General features: G+C 60.7%; 14 protein-coding genes. 13 read left to right on the forward strand and 1 reads right to left on the reverse strand.

The features are described 5' to 3' along the window. Positions 1–161 precede the first annotated feature (161 nt). From arnB to AC1DWG_RS21420, 13 genes are all read left to right on the forward strand, one after another. Positions 162–1,310: a UDP-4-amino-4-deoxy-L-arabinose aminotransferase gene (gene arnB / locus AC1DWG_RS21360; RefSeq protein ID WP_477764196.1), complete on the forward strand. Its 1,149-nt coding sequence runs from the start codon at positions 162–164 to the stop codon at positions 1,308–1,310. After that, a complete protein-coding gene (gene arnC / locus AC1DWG_RS21365; RefSeq protein WP_477764195.1) occupies positions 1,307–2,326 on the forward strand; it encodes an undecaprenyl-phosphate 4-deoxy-4-formamido-L-arabinose transferase in 1,020 nt (339 codons plus the stop codon). The genes arnB and arnC overlap by 4 nt, the downstream gene beginning before the upstream one ends. Next, complete coding sequence (gene arnA, locus AC1DWG_RS21370; RefSeq protein WP_477788312.1) at positions 2,323–4,314, forward strand: bifunctional UDP-4-amino-4-deoxy-L-arabinose formyltransferase/UDP-glucuronic acid oxidase ArnA; 1,992 nt, start codon at positions 2,323–2,325, stop codon at positions 4,312–4,314. The genes arnC and arnA overlap by 4 nt, the downstream gene beginning before the upstream one ends. Then, the gene (gene arnD, locus AC1DWG_RS21375; RefSeq protein ID WP_477753651.1) at positions 4,314–5,198 is read left to right on the forward strand and encodes a 4-deoxy-4-formamido-L-arabinose-phosphoundecaprenol deformylase; all 885 of its coding nucleotides are present in this window, start codon (positions 4,314–4,316) and stop codon (positions 5,196–5,198) included. Before arnA ends, arnD begins: the two co-directional genes overlap by 1 nt. Further along, positions 5,195–6,844, forward strand: coding sequence for a lipid IV(A) 4-amino-4-deoxy-L-arabinosyltransferase (arnT, locus tag AC1DWG_RS21380; protein WP_477764192.1), 1,650 nt, complete (start codon positions 5,195–5,197; stop codon positions 6,842–6,844). The genes arnD and arnT overlap by 4 nt, the downstream gene beginning before the upstream one ends. Further along, entirely contained in the window at positions 6,841–7,185 is a 345-nt protein-coding gene (gene arnE / locus AC1DWG_RS21385) for a 4-amino-4-deoxy-L-arabinose-phosphoundecaprenol flippase subunit ArnE (RefSeq protein ID WP_477764191.1), read from the forward strand. The genes arnT and arnE overlap by 4 nt, the downstream gene beginning before the upstream one ends. Then, a complete protein-coding gene (gene arnF / locus AC1DWG_RS21390; protein WP_477753648.1) occupies positions 7,182–7,583 on the forward strand; it encodes a 4-amino-4-deoxy-L-arabinose-phosphoundecaprenol flippase subunit ArnF in 402 nt (133 codons plus the stop codon). Before arnE ends, arnF begins: the two co-directional genes overlap by 4 nt. Then, positions 7,580–8,959: a UDP-glucose dehydrogenase family protein gene (locus AC1DWG_RS21395; protein WP_477764190.1), complete on the forward strand. Its 1,380-nt coding sequence runs from the start codon at positions 7,580–7,582 to the stop codon at positions 8,957–8,959. Before arnF ends, AC1DWG_RS21395 begins: the two co-directional genes overlap by 4 nt. A 5-nt stretch (positions 8,960–8,964) precedes the next feature. Next, the gene (locus AC1DWG_RS21400; protein ID WP_477764189.1) at positions 8,965–10,548 is read left to right on the forward strand and encodes an ArnT family glycosyltransferase; all 1,584 of its coding nucleotides are present in this window, start codon (positions 8,965–8,967) and stop codon (positions 10,546–10,548) included. Between the two features lie 92 nt (positions 10,549–10,640). Beyond that, entirely contained in the window at positions 10,641–11,819 is a 1,179-nt protein-coding gene (locus AC1DWG_RS21405) for an MFS transporter (RefSeq protein WP_477788313.1), read from the forward strand. A gap of 162 nt (positions 11,820–11,981) precedes the next feature. Beyond that, positions 11,982–12,689 carry an HPP family protein gene (locus tag AC1DWG_RS21410; protein WP_477788314.1) on the forward strand — a complete coding sequence of 236 codons (708 nt, stop codon included), beginning with the start codon at positions 11,982–11,984 and terminating at the stop codon, positions 12,687–12,689. 97 nt (positions 12,690–12,786) lie between these two features. Next, entirely contained in the window at positions 12,787–14,259 is a 1,473-nt protein-coding gene (locus tag AC1DWG_RS21415) for a nucleobase:cation symporter-2 family protein (protein WP_477764187.1), read from the forward strand. Between the two features lie 57 nt (positions 14,260–14,316). Next, positions 14,317–14,787 carry an LEA/WHy family protein gene (locus tag AC1DWG_RS21420; RefSeq protein WP_477764186.1) on the forward strand — a complete coding sequence of 157 codons (471 nt, stop codon included), beginning with the start codon at positions 14,317–14,319 and terminating at the stop codon, positions 14,785–14,787. A gap of 35 nt (positions 14,788–14,822) precedes the next feature. Here the strand turns inward: AC1DWG_RS21420 and AC1DWG_RS21425 are convergent, their stop codons facing one another. After that, positions 14,823–15,839 (reverse strand): AraC family transcriptional regulator, encoded by a 1,017-nt coding sequence (locus AC1DWG_RS21425; protein WP_477764275.1) that lies wholly within the window; start codon positions 15,837–15,839, stop codon positions 14,823–14,825. Positions 15,840–15,851 lie beyond the last annotated feature (12 nt).

The raw sequence follows: 15,851 nt of genomic DNA on the forward strand, positions 1-15,851 counted from the left end.
CCAACCTGCCGGCCATGGCGAAAAAAGTCAACCGACGCGGTTTTTCACCTCCACACCAGTAACTAGTTGATTTGATGCAGATTCTGATTTAGCGTCTATGCTGATTTTTGGATCCCTTTTAGCCTCAAAGGCTATTTACGTTTTCAGCCCCTGAGGTGCCCATGAGTCAGGCGTTTCTCCCTTTCTCCCGTCCCAGCATCGGCGACGAAGAAATCGCGGCCGTAGAGCAAGTATTGCGCTCCGGGTGGATCACTACCGGACCGAAGAACCAGGCACTGGAAGAACACTTCGCCAACTACGTCGGTTGCCGACATGCCGTGGCACTTTCCTCAGCCACCGGCGGGATGCATATCACCCTGCTGGCATTGGGTGTCGGTCCCGGCGATGAAGTCATTACGCCCTCGCAAACCTGGGTTTCCACCGCCAACATGATCACCCTGCTGGGTGCCACGCCAGTGTTCGTCGACGTCGACCGCGACACGCTGATGACCGACGTGGCCACTATCGAAGCTGCGATCACTTCGCGCACCAAAGCCATTATCCCGGTGCATTACGCCGGTGCGGCATTCGACCTCGATCCGCTCTACGCCCTGGCCGACAAACACGGCATTGCCGTGATCGAAGACGCCGCCCACGCGGCAGGCACTTTCTATAAAGGTCGCCACGTCGGTTCCAAAGGCACGGCGATCTTCTCGTTCCACGCGATCAAGAACATGACCTGCGCCGAAGGCGCCATGTTCGTCAGCGACGATGAGGCCCTGGCCTCGCGAGTACGCATGCTCAAGTTTCACGGGCTGGGGGTTGATGCCTACGACCGCCTGACCCACGGCCGCAAGCCCCAGGCCCAGGTGGTCGAACCCGGCTTCAAGTACAACCTGGCCGACATCAACGCGGCCATCGCACTGGTGCAACTGGAACGCCTGGACGAAATCAACGCCAGGCGCACTCAACTGGCCCAGACCTACTTGCAGCGCCTGGAAGGCTTGCCGGTGCAGCCGCTGGCCGTCCCCGCCTATTCGCAAAAACACGCCTGGCACCTGTTCATCCTGCGTATCGATGCCGAGCGCTGCGGGCTGGATCGCGAAGCATTCATGAAAGCGCTCCAGGAACAGAATGTCGGCACAGGTATTCACTTCATTGCAACGCACCTGCACACTTACTACCGCCAGCGTTACCCCAACCTGTACCTGCCCAACACCGAATGGAATTCGGCGCGGCTGTGTTCGATCCCGTTGTTCCCCGACATGACCACCGATGATGTCGAGCGCGTCGTCGGTGCCATCGAAAACTGTATGGACAGAAGCCTTTGAGACCTTACCCAATCAACTTCGTTTCGATCGTCATTCCGGTCTACAACGAACAGGAAAGCCTGCCTGAGTTGCTCCGGCGCACTGAAGCGGCTTGCCAGCAGTTGCACCAGGCCTATGAAATCGTGCTGGTCGACGACGGTAGCCGTGATGACTCCGCGCAGATCCTGGAAGACGCCGCCTCCCGCGAAGGCAGCCCGGTGGTGGCAGTGATCCTCAACCGCAACTACGGCCAGCACGCGGCGATCATGGCCGGTTTCGAACAGTGCAAGGGCGATGTCGTCATCACCCTCGATGCCGACCTGCAAAACCCGCCCGAAGAAATCCCGCGGCTGGTGGCCCAGGCCGAACTTGGCTATGACGTCGTCGCGACGGTGCGCAACAACCGCCAGGACTCGGCCTTGCGCCGCTGGCCATCGAAGCTGATCAACCTCGCCGTGCAGCGTTCCACCGGCGTGGCCATGAGCGACTATGGCTGCATGCTGCGCGCCTACCGACGCACCATCGTCGACGCCATGCTCGCCTGCCGTGAACGCAGCACCTTCATTCCGATCCTGGCCAACAGCTTTGCCCGCCACACCACGGAAATCCCCGTGACCCACTCCGAGCGTGAACACGGCGATTCCAAGTACAGCCCCATGCGCCTGATCAACCTGATGTTCGACCTGGTCACCTGCATGACCACCACGCCGCTGCGACTGCTGAGCATCGTCGGCGTCGGCATGGCGGCCCTGGGTGTTCTATTCGCCATTGCGCTGATCCTGTTGCGTCTGGTGTTCGGTTCCGGCTGGGCCGGTGGCGGTACCTTCGTACTGTTCGCCGTGCTGTTCGTCTTCACCGGTGGTCAATTCATCGGCATGGGCCTGTTGGGTGAATACCTGGGCCGCATGTACAGCGACGTGCGCGCACGTCCGCGCTTCTTCATTGAAAAGGTGCTGCGTAGCCAGCCCGAATCCCCCTCTTCCGTTGTTACCGTCGACGGCCTTACTTCCACTTCTTCAGATCAGGTTCCTTCATGAGTGCAAAAGCTGTTGTCTTCGCCTATCACGATATTGGCTGCGCCGGCATCGAATCCCTGCTCTCCTCCGGGTTTGAGATCGCTGCGGTGTTCACCCACGCCGACGATCCGAAGGAGAATGCGTTCTACGGTTCCGTCGCACAGTTGTGCGCCCGCCACGGCATTGCCGTGCATGCACCGGAAGATGCCAACCACCCGTTGTGGATCGAGCGTATCGCCAAACTCGATCCCGACTACATTTTCTCCTTCTACTACCGCAACCTGCTGAGCGAACCGCTGTTGGCCACTGCGCGCAAAGGCGCGTTCAACCTCCACGGTTCCCTGTTGCCACGCTATCGTGGTCGCGCACCGGCCAACTGGGTACTGGTCAACGGCGAAACGGAAACCGGCGTGACCCTGCACCGCATGGTCAAGCGCGCCGATGCGGGCGCCATCGTGGCCCAGCAAAAGGTCGCCATCGAGCGCAGCGACACCGCGCTGAGCCTGCACGGCAAGTTGCGCACCGCCGCCGCTGAACTGCTGCGCGACACCCTGCCGGCGCTGCTGCAAGGCAAGGTCAGCGAAACACAGCAAGACGAATCCAAAGCCACGGTGTTCGGCCGTCGCACTCCGGCTGACGGCAAACTGGTCTGGGCCAAGCCGGCCGAAGAACTGTTCAACCTCGTGCGCGCCGTGACCCAGCCATACCCCGGTGCCTTCTGCGCGGTAGGCGAGCACAAGCTGATTGTCTGGAGCGCTGAAGTCGCCAAGGGCAACGAAGGCCTGGCGCCAGGCCGCGTCATCAGCGTCGACCCGCTGCGCATCGCCTGCGGTCAAGACTCGCTGATCATCAACGCCGGCCAGCGCAACGACAACGGTCTGTACCTGAGCGGTCCGCAACTGGCCAACGAACTGGGCCTGGTGGACGGTTCCGTGCTGCGCGGTGCCGAATCCGGCCGTGCCCCACGTCGCACCCGCGTGCTGATCCTCGGCGTCAACGGCTTCATCGGCAACCACTTGTCCGAGCGCCTGTTGCGTGACGACCGCTACGAGGTCTACGGCCTGGACATCGGTTCGGACGCCATCGAGCGCCTGCGCAGCCACCCGAACTTCCACTTCGTCGAAGGCGACATCAGCATCCACTCCGAGTGGATCGAGTACCACATCAAGAAGTGCGACGTGGTACTGCCGCTGGTGGCCATCGCCACGCCAATCGAATACACCCGGAACCCGCTGCGTGTGTTCGAACTGGACTTCGAAGAAAACCTGAAACTGGTTCGCTACTGCGTCAAGTACAACAAGCGCGTGATCTTCCCGTCGACCTCGGAAGTCTATGGCATGTGCCAGGACAACAACTTCGACGAAGACAACTCCAACCTGGTGGTCGGTCCGATCAACAAGCAGCGCTGGATCTACTCGGTCTCCAAGCAACTGCTGGACCGCGTGATCTGGGCCTATGGCCAGAAGGGTCTGAATTTCACCCTGTTCCGTCCGTTCAACTGGATGGGTCCACGCCTGGACCGTCTGGATTCGGCCCGAATCGGCAGCTCCCGCGCCATTACCCAGCTGATCCTGAACCTGGTGGAAGGTACGCCGATTCGCCTGTTCGACGGTGGCGAGCAAAAACGCTGCTTCACCGACATCGCCGACGGTGTTGAAGCCCTGGCACGGATCATCGATAACGACAACGATGTCTGCAATGGCCAGATCATCAACATCGGCAACCCGGAAAACGAGGCCAGCATCCGTCAGTTGGGCGAAGAGCTGCTGCGTCAGTTCGAAGCCCACCCGCTGCGCGCCAACTTCCCTCCGTTCGCCGGTTTCCGCGACATCGAAAGCAAGGCGTTCTACGGCACCGGTTACCAGGACGTGTCGCACCGCAAGCCGAGCATCGCCAACGCCAAGCGCCTGCTGGACTGGACGCCAACCGTGGAGATGAGTGAAACCATCGGCAACACCCTGGACTTCTTCTTGCGCGAAGCCATGCTCGAAATCGCGGACAAGCGTTGATGCAGGCGGGACTGCGGATCGATGTCGACACGTACCGGGGCACCCGAGAGGGAGTGCCTCGGTTGCTGGAAATCCTTGATGAAGCACAGATCAAGGCGACGTTCTTCTTCAGTGTCGGGCCGGACAACATGGGGCGCCACTTGTGGCGCCTCATCCGTCCACAGTTTCTCTGGAAAATGCTCCGTTCCAACGCAGCCGGCCTGTATGGCTGGGACATTCTGCTGGCCGGCACCGCATGGCCTGGAAAACCGATCGGCCGCGACCTGGGGCACTTGATGCGCCAGGCCCGGGATGCCGGGCATGAGGTTGGCCTGCACGCCTGGGATCACCACGGCTGGCAAGCCAACGCCGGGCGCTGGAGCGACGCACAACTGGTCGAACAGATACGCCGTGGCGTGGACACCCTCAGCGACATTCTCGGGGACAAGATCACCTGCTCGGCGTCCGCCGGCTGGCGTGCCGACGAGCGTGTGATCGAAGCCAAGCAGGGCTTCGGCTTTCGCTATAACAGCGATTGTCGCGGCCTGAGCCTGTTCCAGCCACGATTGGCCGATGGTCGCCTGGGCGCACCGCAAATTCCGGTGGACCTGCCGACCTTCGACGAAGTGGTCGGGCCGACCGTCGCCGCCAAGGACTTCAACAGGTTCATCCTGGACCGGTTCACGCCGGAAAAACTCAATGTCTACACGATCCATGCCGAGGTAGAAGGGATTCTGATGGCTAATGATTTCCGTCAACTGCTGAGCGATGCACATCAGCGGGACATCCGTTTTCAACCCTTGGGCGACTTGCTGCCCCAGGCCCCTGACAGTTTGCCGATCGGCCGCGTGGTACGCGGTGCGCTCGAAGGTCGCGAAGGCTGGCTGGGAGTGCAAGGCGCATGAGCAAACGCTGGGCTTTGCCGTTACTGCTGGCCATGGTGGCGCTGGCATACCTGCTGCCATTGGGCAGCCATGGCTTATGGATTCCTGACGAAACCCGCTACGCCCAGATCAGCCAAGGCATGCTCCTGAGCGGCAACTGGGTGTCGCCACACTTCATGGACGTGCGCTATTTCGAAAAACCCGCGGCCGGCTACTGGATGATTGCCATCGGTCAGGCGCTGTTCGGCCAGAACCTCTTCGGAGTGCGCTTCGCTTCGGCACTGAGCACCGGTTTGAGCGTGCTGCTGTGCTACCTGGTCGCCCGCCGGATGTGGAACGAACCGCGCAAGAGTTTCGCCTGCGCGCTGCTGTACATGAGCTTCACGGTCATTGCCGCTTCGGCGGGGTATGCCAACCTCGATCCGCAATTCACCTTCTGGGTCAATCTGAGCCTGGTCGCGTTGTGGTTTGCCCTGGACAGCGTCACCCGCGGTCAACGCCTGATCGCGTGGGCGGTGCTGGGCCTTGCCTGCGGCATGGGCTTCATGACCAAGGGTTTCCTGGCCTGGCTACTGCCGGTGCTGATTGCGCTGCCCTGGATGATCTGGCAAAAACGCTGGCGTGAACTGCTGGTCTACGGCCCGGTGGCGGTCGTGGTCGCCATCGCCGTCAGCCTGCCATGGGCGCTGGCAGTGCACGCCCAGGAGCCTGACTACTGGCGGTTTTTCTTCTGGCACGAACACATCCGCCGTTTTGCCGGGGACGATGCCCAGCATAACGCGCCATGGTGGTATTACCTGCCGTTGCTGGTCGCTTTCAGCATGCCGTGGGTTGCATTGCTGCCGCCCGCGCTGAAGCAAGCCTGGCAGACCCGACGCCAGTCCAATATCGGGTTCCTGCTGCTGTGGCTGTGGATGCCGTTGTTCTTCTTCAGCCTGAGCAAGGGCAAGTTGCCGGCCTACATCCTGCCGTGCCTGTTGCCCCTGGCATTGTTGCTCGGCCATGCACTGGCTGACCGATTGAAGCTGGAGCAAGGTCGCGTCCTGGGCATCAACGGCCTGCTGAACCTGGTGGTGGGTGTGGTCACCCTGTTGGCCCTGGTTTATCTGCAATTGAAAAAGCCGATTTACGATCATGAACTGCACAACCTGGTGTTGGTGTTCATCGGCTTGATCGGCTGGATCATGGCCAACCTGCTGCAGGCCTTCCGCCCGTTGCAGTGCTGGGCAGCCCCGGCTTTTGGCAGCCTGCTGCTCATCGGTTTATTGCCTGCCGGACTGCCCAATTCCGTAGTCGCCAACAAAACGCCTGACCAGTTCATCCTCGATCACGCCCAGGAGCTTGGCCAGAGTGCCAAATTGTTGAGCAACGATCTGGGTGCCGCGTCGGCATTGTCCTGGCGGGTGAAACGGCCGGAAGTGGCTTTTTTCAACACGATAGGCGAATTGAAATATGGCCTTGCCTATCCTGATTCGCTCAAGCAGCGCGTCAACCCTGACCAGGTGCAACAGTGGATGCACGACGCTCGCCAACTAGGCTCGGTCGGTGTGGTCATGCGGGTCAAAGGCGAAGAAGAGCTGCGCGAACTTGATCAATTGCCCAAAGAGGGCAAACGGTATGAACAAGGCAACCTGGTTATTTTGATTATCCCTCAGGCGACGCTATGAGCCTGCTATTGCTACTGGTCGCCTGCCTGCTGACCTGCCTGGGCCAGATTGCCCAGAAATATGCGGTAGAAAGCTGGCGCGGCAAACCTTCCGGGTGGATGGAGAGACTGCGCTCACCCTGGCTTTGGCTGGCCCTGGCCTCTTTGGGACTGGGCCTGCTGGTGTGGCTGCTGGTGCTGCAACGCCTGGAAGTCGGGATTGCCTACCCGATGCTGAGCCTGAACTTCGTGCTGATCACCCTGGTCGCGCGTTTCGTGTTCCACGAAACCATCGACCGCCGCCACTGGCTGGGTGTGGCGCTGGTGATCGGCGGCGTTGCACTGCTGGGGCAACACGCATGAACCTGAGTCGCGGTATCACCTTCGCACTGGGCAGTGTGTTGCTGGTCAGCGCCGCTCAACTGGGCATGCGCTGGAGCATGAGTCATCTGCCACAACCCGAACACTGGCTCAGCGCCCACATCGACCTGACACCCGTTGCCGTGGTGCTCGTAGCGATCTTCGCCTATGCCTTGTCGATGCTCTGCTGGCTCGCCGCCCTGCGGGACCTGCCCCTGGGCCGGGCCTACTCGTTGCTGAGCATCAGCTACGCGCTGGTGTACCTGCTGGCCGCCAGCCTGCCGCTGTTCAACGAATCATTCAGCCTTACAAAAAGCCTTGGCGTGGCATTGGTCATCCTCGGCGTCATTACCATCAATTCTCGACCTGCTCGTGCGCCCGAATTAAGGAGTGCCCCATGAAAATCAGTGTGTTTGGTAGCGGTTATGTTGGCCTGGTGCAGGCAGCGGTATTGGCGGAAGTCGGCCACGACGTAGTCTGCATGGACGTTGACCAGAAAAAAGTCGAACTGCTCAAGCAGGGCCACGTGAGTATTTTCGAACCCGGGCTGGCCAGCCTGGTACGCGAAGGCCTTGACGCCAAACGGTTGCAGTTCACCAGCGACGAAAAATTCGCGGTACAGCACGGAGAGGTGCTGTTCATCGCGGTCGGTACTCCATCCCGGGACGACGGTTCAGCGGATTTGCGCTACGTGATGTCGGTGGGCGAAGCGGTTGCACGTCATCGCGAACAGCCGGCGATCCTGGTGGAGAAATCCACCGTTCCGGTCGGCACCGGCGACGCCTTGCGTGCCCACATTGACAAATGCCTGCTCAATGCCGGGCGCGTATTGCAGTTCGATATCGTGTCCAACCCGGAGTTTTTGAAAGAAGGTTCGGCCGTGGCCGACTGCCGCCGCCCGGACCGTATCGTCGTTGGCTGTGAACGCGACGAAGTGCGTGAAGTGATGCGTGACCTGTACTCGCCCTTCAACCGCAACCATGAACGCATCATGTTCATGGACCTGCGCAGTGCCGAACTGACCAAGTACGCCGCCAACTGCATGCTGGCGACCAAGATCAGCTTCATCAACCAGATCGCCGAACTGGCCGAACACCTGGGTGCCGACATCGAATCGGTACGCCTGGGCATCGGCGCCGACTCGCGAATCGGTTACCACTTCATCTACCCCGGTTGCGGCTACGGCGGCTCTTGCTTCCCCAAGGACATGCGCGCCCTGATCCACAGCGCCGAAGAGGCCCATTGCTCCAGCGACCTGCTGCAAGCGGTGGAAGCCATCAACGAGCGGCAGAAACACAAACTGTTCGAACGCATCAACGCGTTCTACAAGGGCGACTTGCGTGGCAAGACCTTTGCCTTGTGGGGCCTGGCGTTCAAGCCAAACACCGACGACATGCGCGATGCACCAAGCCGGGTGTTGCTGGAATCGCTGTGGGCCGCCGGGGCGAATGTCCGTGCGTTCGATCCGGAAGCCATGCAGGAAACCCAGAAGCTGTATCCCGACGAATCGAAACTGATGCTCATGGGTACGCCTGAGTCGGTCTTGTCCGGTGCCGATGCACTGATCATCTGCACCGAATGGCAACAGTTCAAGGCGCCGGACTTCGAGCTGATCCAGCAGCGGCTCAACGCACCGGTGATCTTCGACGGCCGCAACCTGTACGACGCAGACCGTCTGGCACGCATCGGTTTCACCTACTTCCCGATCGGCCGCGGCGAATCGCGCAAATTGCCGATTCCTTACCAGCAATGGTCAACCGAACCCGTGGTCGCCTGAATCTCATGATCCCTCGCATCCGCCAACAGTCCCTCGCGCTGGGTCTGTTGGCGCTGGTGTTGTTCTGCGCCGGGATGTATCAGCAGGCGGCCATCGGTTTCGATTCGCGCTTCGTGCTGTTCGCCCAGGAGATGCTGCGCAATGGGCCGTCGTTTTTTCCGACGACCTATGGCCAGCCCTACGCAGACTATTCGGGACTTTCTACGCTATTCATCTGGCTGCTTTCACTGCCGTTCGGCCAGGTCACCAGCCTGACCGCATGGCTGCCAAGCGCCATCGCCGCAGCGGTCATCGTCACCTTGATGTACCGCCTGCTGGCACCCTATTCCACGCGTTGGGCGCTGCTGAGCATCGCCTTGATGCTGTTGACCAACACCTTCATCACGGAAACCCGCGCGGTTTCCCTCGACCTGATGCTGGCAGCTGTCGCGTTCAGCGTGTTCTACCTGGGCTACGCCGCCGATCACTTCGCGGCGCCGCGCCGCCGGGTTCTGATCTTTGCCTTGCTGATACTGGGCTTCTGGATTCGCGGGCCCATCGGCCTGGTTATTCCTACGGGGATGCTGTGCAGCTATTTCCTGGTCAATCGGCAATGGCGACGGCTGATCGTCTTCGGATTGCTGGCAGCGGTGCTGCTGGCGGTGTGCATCGGTCTGTTGTTGTGGCTGGCGGACGTCAGCGGCGGCCCGGCCTTCTTGCAGGACGTGATTCGCATGCAGTTCATGGGACGCATGGACGGTAGCGAAGGCTCCAACGAGGTGTTGTATTACTTCACCAGTTCGGTAGGCAACTACGCACTGGCTTGGCCACTGGCAGTGCTGGCGCTGGTGGCGATCGCCGCTTCTGGCCGACAACAGTCAGGCCCGGCATTGCGCCTGACGCTGTACTGCGCAGCCGCCGGGCTGATCGTGATGGTCGGCCTTTCTGTCCCGCAGGCGAAAAAGGCCCGTTACCTGCTGCCGATGCTGCCCATGGCGGCGATCATTGCGGCTTATCCGTTTTACGCCGTGCAAGGTCGACTGTTCAGTTGGTTGCGCGTATTGATGCAGGGGCTTTGGCTGCTGATCCCGGGGCTGCTGATCGTGACCTTGCTGGTGATACAGCGAAGATTCCCCGAAGACGTGGCTCCCCTCACTTCGTTGTTCATCATTCTCGGCGTGCTGCAAGCGATCGCCGTGGCAGCGTTCAAGCAGCCCCACTGGCGCGCACAGATTCTCGCCCTTTGCGCGGTCCTGGCACTGTGGTCGTTATATATCCTGCAGTTCGAGCCAATCCAGCGACAGCTTTACGACAACCGGACCTTCAGCCACGAAGCGTTTGAACTCGTGCAAAAAGACCCCGCACCACTGGTGATGCACGCGATGGGCAAGGATGCCAAAGCCATCAAGTTCATGGTCAACATCAATCAAGGCCTGCAACCGGAGTTCACCGATTCACCACAGGAACTTGAAACCATCCAGGGCCCGGCGTGGCTGATGATGGACCTGAACGTTTACAAGACACTGCAAGGCACGGCCATAGGTGCCTTGCCACCCGTGCTGAGCGGGCGTTTCGACAAGAATGATTTCGTGCTGCTGCACCTCCAGTAAACCCCGTAGCAAAGACCGAGTGTCCGACTGCCAGAGTAGTAGCGCTCACGACCGGGTTGATGCCGGCCCGATTGAATAAGGACATTCACGCCGTGACCACCTACTCCCCCCTCATCCGCCGCCTGCTGATCTGCTCTTTGACCATCGTCGTCAGCCGCGCCATCACCAGCCCGCTGCTCACACTGTTCATCAGCGACAAACTTGGCCTCAACCAACAGGACGTTGGCTTGCTGCTCGGCATTGCGGTGTTCGTCGCCACCCTGCTCTCCCTCTACGGCGGCTACATCATCGATCGCTTCGAAAAACGCCGGCTGCTGATCCTCGCCATGCTTTCCAGCGCCATCGGCCTGGTGCTGCTGACATTCGCCGAAAACCTTTACCTGACCACGATGACCCTGATCGTCACCGAAACCGCGTCGGCGCTGTTTCTGATCGGCTCGAAAGCGATTCTCAGTGAAAACCTGCCTGTGGGTCAGCGCGCCAAGGCGTTTTCCTTGAGCTATACCTTGACCAACATTGGCTACGCCATCGGCCCGATGCTCGGCGTGGTGATTGCTGGCCTGTTTACCCGTGCGCCGTTCCTGATCGCAGCGGCCATCGCCTTTTTCAGTATTTTCCTGATGACCGGGATCGCGAAGGACCCGGCGCGTCCGTCTGTCACCGGTCAGGCGCAGAGCTTCCTCAAAACCCTGATCACCCTGAAAAACGACCGCACGCTGATCATGTTCACCGCCGGTTGCCTGCTCAGCACGGTGGTGCACGGGCGATTTACCTTTTACCTGTCGCAGTACCTGCTGGTGACCAGTAATCCCCAACACACCATGGAAATCATGGCCGCCCTGCTCGCCTGCAACGCCATCAGTGTGATCTTGTTGCAATACCAGATCGGGCGTTTTCTCAAACGTGAGCAACTGCGCCAATGGATCGTGGCCGGCACCGGCCTGTTCATCCTCGGGCTGATCGGTTTCAGCCTGGCGGACAGCCTGGTGAGCTGGTGCGTGGCGATGTTTATCTTCACCCTCGGTGAAATCATCATTTACCCGGCCGAGTTTCTCTTCGTCGATACCCTGGCTCCGGAAGAACTGCGCGGCAGCTACTACGGCGCGCAAAACCTGGCTGCGCTCGGCGGTGCGTTGAGCCCGGTGATTTGCGGCGTCATGTTGATGCACACCCCGGCGCCAACGATGTTTTATGCCTTGAGCGCACTCGCTGCCCTGGGTGGTTTGCTGTGCTACATAAGCGGCCGACGGGGCAACTTACAGCAAAATTAATGCACTGAAAGCTCATTAATATGAATTTGTCAGTGGCTGGATTGAACGGCACACTGTGCGCGTTCCTCCCCCAACAGTTGGAACACCTTCAAGGGCTTTCTGGGTTTCCCAGCCAAGCCCTTTTTTTTACCTCGATTTTTCCTTGCCGGAGTTTTTGTCAGAATGCTTGCTCGCTGGTTGCCCGCCGCCATCAATACCCGCCCCACCGAATGGAGCCGCGCCGCCATCGGCATGGCCTTGGGGACACTGATGAGCGTGTGGCTCTGTAGCCAGGTGTTCGGCATTGAGGTGGCCCAGCACCTGATCGGCCCGCTGGGGGCGTCGGCGGTGCTGCTGTTTGCCGTGTCTTCGGGCGCGCTCGCCCAACCCTGGTCGATTCTGGGCGGCTACTTGTGCGCCGGGGTGATCGCCTTGCTGGTGGCCCATGTGTTGGGCCGAACCCTCGGTAGCGCTTGCCTGGCGGCGGGCATGGCGTTGATTCTGATGTGCTGGCTGCGGTGCCTGCATCCACCGGCCGGTGCATTGGCCCTGACCCTGGTGCTGGCCGATCCGGCGACCATTGCCATGGACTGGAGAGCCATTGGACCGGTGATGCTCAGCGCGGCGACGATGCTGCTCTGCGCCCTGGCCTACAACAACCTGACCCGCGTTCGTTACCCCAAGGGTGTCAGTGAACCGGTAGCCGTGATTCCTGCCGATCACCCGCCGGTCGACCGTCAGGCCATCACCGCCGAAGACCTGAAACTGGCGCTGGCTGACATGGAGGCGTTCTATGACGTCACGCCCGAGGACCTCGAACAGTTGATCCAGGCCAGCCAACTGCATGCCAAACGCCGCAGCGTGGGCGAGGTGTTCGCTCCACGACTGTAAACCACTGTTTTGGAGGTTCTTTTGCCGTGGCCGGGCGGTTCTGGCATCCTGCGCCTCCATTTTCTGACCCGGCCCGCCTTCTGGCACGCAAACCACCATGACCGCCTCCGAAAAAGCCCCCGCTCCACGCCACAGCGACCTGATTTACGGCCTTGATGACCGCCCGCATCTGACCGCCACCGTCTTCGCCGCCCTGCAACACGTGCTCGCAAGTTTCGTCGGCATCATCACCCCGACACTGATCATGGGCAGCGCCCTGGGCCTGCAAAGTGAAATTCCTTACCTGATCAGCATGGCGCTGTTCGTCTCTGGCCTGGGCACCTTCGTACAGGCACGGCGCTTCGGTCCGGTGGGCTCCGGCCTGTTGTGCCTGCAAGGCACCAGTTTCTCGTTCATCAGTGTGATTCTCAGCGCCGGCTTCATGGTCAAGGCCCGGGGAGGCGGCACCGATGAGATCCTCTCGACCATCTTCGGTGTGTGTTTTTTTGCCGCGTTCATCGAGGTGGTGTTGAGCCAGTTCATCGGTAAATTGCGCATGCTGATCACCCCGGTGGTGACCGGAACGATCATCACGCTGATGGGCCTGTCGCTGATCAAGGTGGCCATGACCGACATCGCCGGAGGCTTCGGCGCCCCGGACCTGGGCGCTGCCAGTCACCTGGCCCTCGCGGCGCTGGTACTGGGAACCATCGTGGTGTTGAACCGGGTGGACGTGCCGTTTCTGCGCCTGGGGGCAATTGTCATCGGCCTGACCCTGGGTTACGTAGTGGCATGGCTCATGGGCCAGGTGGATTTCCACAGCCTGCCCGAAGTCCCGCTGGTGAGCGTACCGGTACCGTTCAAGTACGGGTTCTCCTTCGATTGGGTGGCGTTCATTCCGGTGGCGGTGATTTTCCTCGTTTCGCCGCTGGAGGCCGCCGGCGACCTCACGGCCAACTCGATGATCTCCCGGCAACCGGTCAAAGGCCCGGTGTACATCCGCCGGATCAAGTCCGGCCTGCTCGCCGATGGCCTCAACTCGGCCATGGCGGCGGTGTTCAACAGCATGCCAATGGTGACCTTCGCCCAGAACAACGGGGTGATCCAGCTCACTGGCGTGGCCAGTCGTTACGTGGCGTTTTTCATTGCCGGTTTGCTGGTGATGCTTGGCCTGTTCCCGATGATCGGCGCGGTATTGCAGTTGATGCCCAAACCGGTGCTGGGTGGCGCGGAACTGGTGATGTTCGGCACCGTCGCCGTGGCCGGAATCAAGATTCTCGCCGAGGCCGGCCTGCATCGGCGCAACATGCTGATCGTGGCGATTTCCCTCGGCATGGGCCTGGGTGTAGCCGCGGTGCCGGAAGTCTTGCGTGAACTGCCCAAGGCCCTGCACAACATTTTCGAATCGCCCATCACCGTCGGCGCGCTGTGCGCTATCGTTCTTAATATCTTCCTGCCTGAGGAGTTCATCGAGCTGGAGGAAGACGAATTCGACCCGGAAGCCTCCGTGCTTCAGGTGATGCAGAACCCCGATATGACCGCCAGGGATGAACCCGCGAAGGCTGCGGTTGTCGCACAGTCAAACCGCTAGACGGGCTCAAGGGCTGAGCCGCTGGCGGTTCAGCCCATTTCAGATGAGAGCACGTCCATGCGCAGCCTCCACGCGGTCCTGATTTCCCTCCTGCTCTGCCTGAGCGCCTGTTCCTCGCTGCCCAATCGAGACCCGTTGAAAATCAACGTCGTGGGCGTCGAGCCCCTGCAAGGCGAAGGCATGGAAGTGCGCTTTGCCGTGAGAATCCGCGTGCAGAACCCCAATGACATCACCGTCACCTACAGCGGTGTCGCGCTGGATCTGGACATCAACGGCCAGCCCTTCGCCTCTGGCGTCACCGATGAGAGGGGCACGATCGGGCGTTTTTCCGACGTCGTCGTGAGCGTACCGGTCAGCGTTTCGGCGTTTTCGATGGTCCGCCAGACCTATGGCATCAGCCAGATGAAAACGCTCAACAACATGCCTTATATCCTGCATGGCAAGCTCTCGGGTGGCCTGTTCAACACCATGCGCTTCGTGGACAGTGGCACGCTCAATCTGCCGGGATCGACCACTGGCAGCCGTTAACAGCCTGCGAAGAAATGACCGTTGCGCTGCTGAACCTACTCGCTGTCATTGAGAATCAGGCTGCGGTAATGCCCCGGATTTGACCCCGACCATTTGCGAAACGCCTTGTAGAACGAACTGACGTCAGCGAACCCCAGCCGCGTGGCGATTTCGCTGAAGCTGATCGCCGGCTCGGCCAGCCAGACAATCGCCAGTTCCTTGCGCACGCCGTCCTTGAGGCCTTGGTAGGTTTGCCCTTCTTCGGCCAGTCGGCGGCGCAAGGTTGAAGCCGACATGCACAGGCGTTGCGCCAGGGCTTCGGTTTCCGGCCAGTGTTCGGCCGGCAGGTGGCGCAGGTCGTGTTTGATGCGGCTGGCCAGGCTCTGCGGGTCGCGGTATTTCACCAGAATGTTCGCCGGCGCACGGGCCAGGAATCGCTCGAGTTCTTCAGGGCTGCGCTTGATGGGCAGGTCCAGGCAATCGGCGGAGAAAATCATCCGCGTGCGCGGGCGGTCGAAGCGCAGGTTCTCGGAAAACATCACCTGATAGTCATCGCAGAAATCCGGCTTCGAACAGCGCAGTTCGATGGCCAAAATCGGAATCCGCCGCCCTGCCAGCCAGCAGGCAACGCCATGCACGATCATCCAGTAGGTGAAATAGGTGAAGGCCCGGCGCGGGTCTTTGTCGTCCTCCAGCAGGACGATTTCCGCCAGGCTTTGCTGACGCACCAGCTGCGCCGGCAAGTGCTCAAGCATCAACGACAGAAAGTCCAGGCCGCAGGTCAGTCCCGCCGCCACGTTGGGCTGGAGCATGGCCGTGCGACACAGAAAGGCAAAACTGCCGGACTTTAGCTTGCGCGGGTCCATGCCAAAAAACTCGTCATCCCCGCGCCGTGCCAACAGCCGCCAGCACTTCGCATAGGTGGTGGCCGGCAGGCGGGCATCGCTGCTGTCCAGTAACCGCGGGTCGATTCCGAGCTTGTGCAACACCTCTTCGGTGGCGGCTCCCGGGGCGCAACTTTGCAGCAGTGCTTCACGCAGCAGTTGTGCGCTGATGGTGTCTTTTTCCGACATGGATCGCGGCAA

The sequence above is a fragment of the Pseudomonas sp. P4_B3 genome (assembly GCF_056402295.1).

Excerpts from the sequence above, each read along its gene's own strand:
- arnB (WP_477764196.1), top strand. The coding sequence starts at position 162 with ATGAGTCAGGCGTTTCTCCCTTTCTCCCGTCCCAGCATCGGCGACGAA.
- arnA (WP_477788312.1), top strand. The coding sequence starts at position 2,323 with ATGAGTGCAAAAGCTGTTGTCTTCGCCTATCACGATATTGGCTGCGCC.
- arnD (WP_477753651.1), top strand. The coding sequence starts at position 4,314 with ATGCAGGCGGGACTGCGGATCGATGTCGACACGTACCGGGGCACCCGA.
- arnT (WP_477764192.1), top strand. The coding sequence starts at position 5,195 with ATGAGCAAACGCTGGGCTTTGCCGTTACTGCTGGCCATGGTGGCGCTG.
- arnE (WP_477764191.1), top strand. The coding sequence starts at position 6,841 with ATGAGCCTGCTATTGCTACTGGTCGCCTGCCTGCTGACCTGCCTGGGC.
- arnF (WP_477753648.1), top strand. The coding sequence starts at position 7,182 with ATGAACCTGAGTCGCGGTATCACCTTCGCACTGGGCAGTGTGTTGCTG.
- AC1DWG_RS21395 (WP_477764190.1), top strand. The coding sequence starts at position 7,580 with ATGAAAATCAGTGTGTTTGGTAGCGGTTATGTTGGCCTGGTGCAGGCA.
- AC1DWG_RS21400 (WP_477764189.1), top strand. The coding sequence starts at position 8,965 with ATGATCCCTCGCATCCGCCAACAGTCCCTCGCGCTGGGTCTGTTGGCG.
- AC1DWG_RS21410 (WP_477788314.1), top strand. The coding sequence starts at position 11,982 with ATGCTTGCTCGCTGGTTGCCCGCCGCCATCAATACCCGCCCCACCGAA.
- AC1DWG_RS21415 (WP_477764187.1), top strand. The coding sequence starts at position 12,787 with ATGACCGCCTCCGAAAAAGCCCCCGCTCCACGCCACAGCGACCTGATT.
- AC1DWG_RS21420 (WP_477764186.1), top strand. The coding sequence starts at position 14,317 with ATGCGCAGCCTCCACGCGGTCCTGATTTCCCTCCTGCTCTGCCTGAGC.
- AC1DWG_RS21425 (WP_477764275.1), bottom strand. The coding sequence starts at position 15,839 with ATGTCGGAAAAAGACACCATCAGCGCACAACTGCTGCGTGAAGCACTG.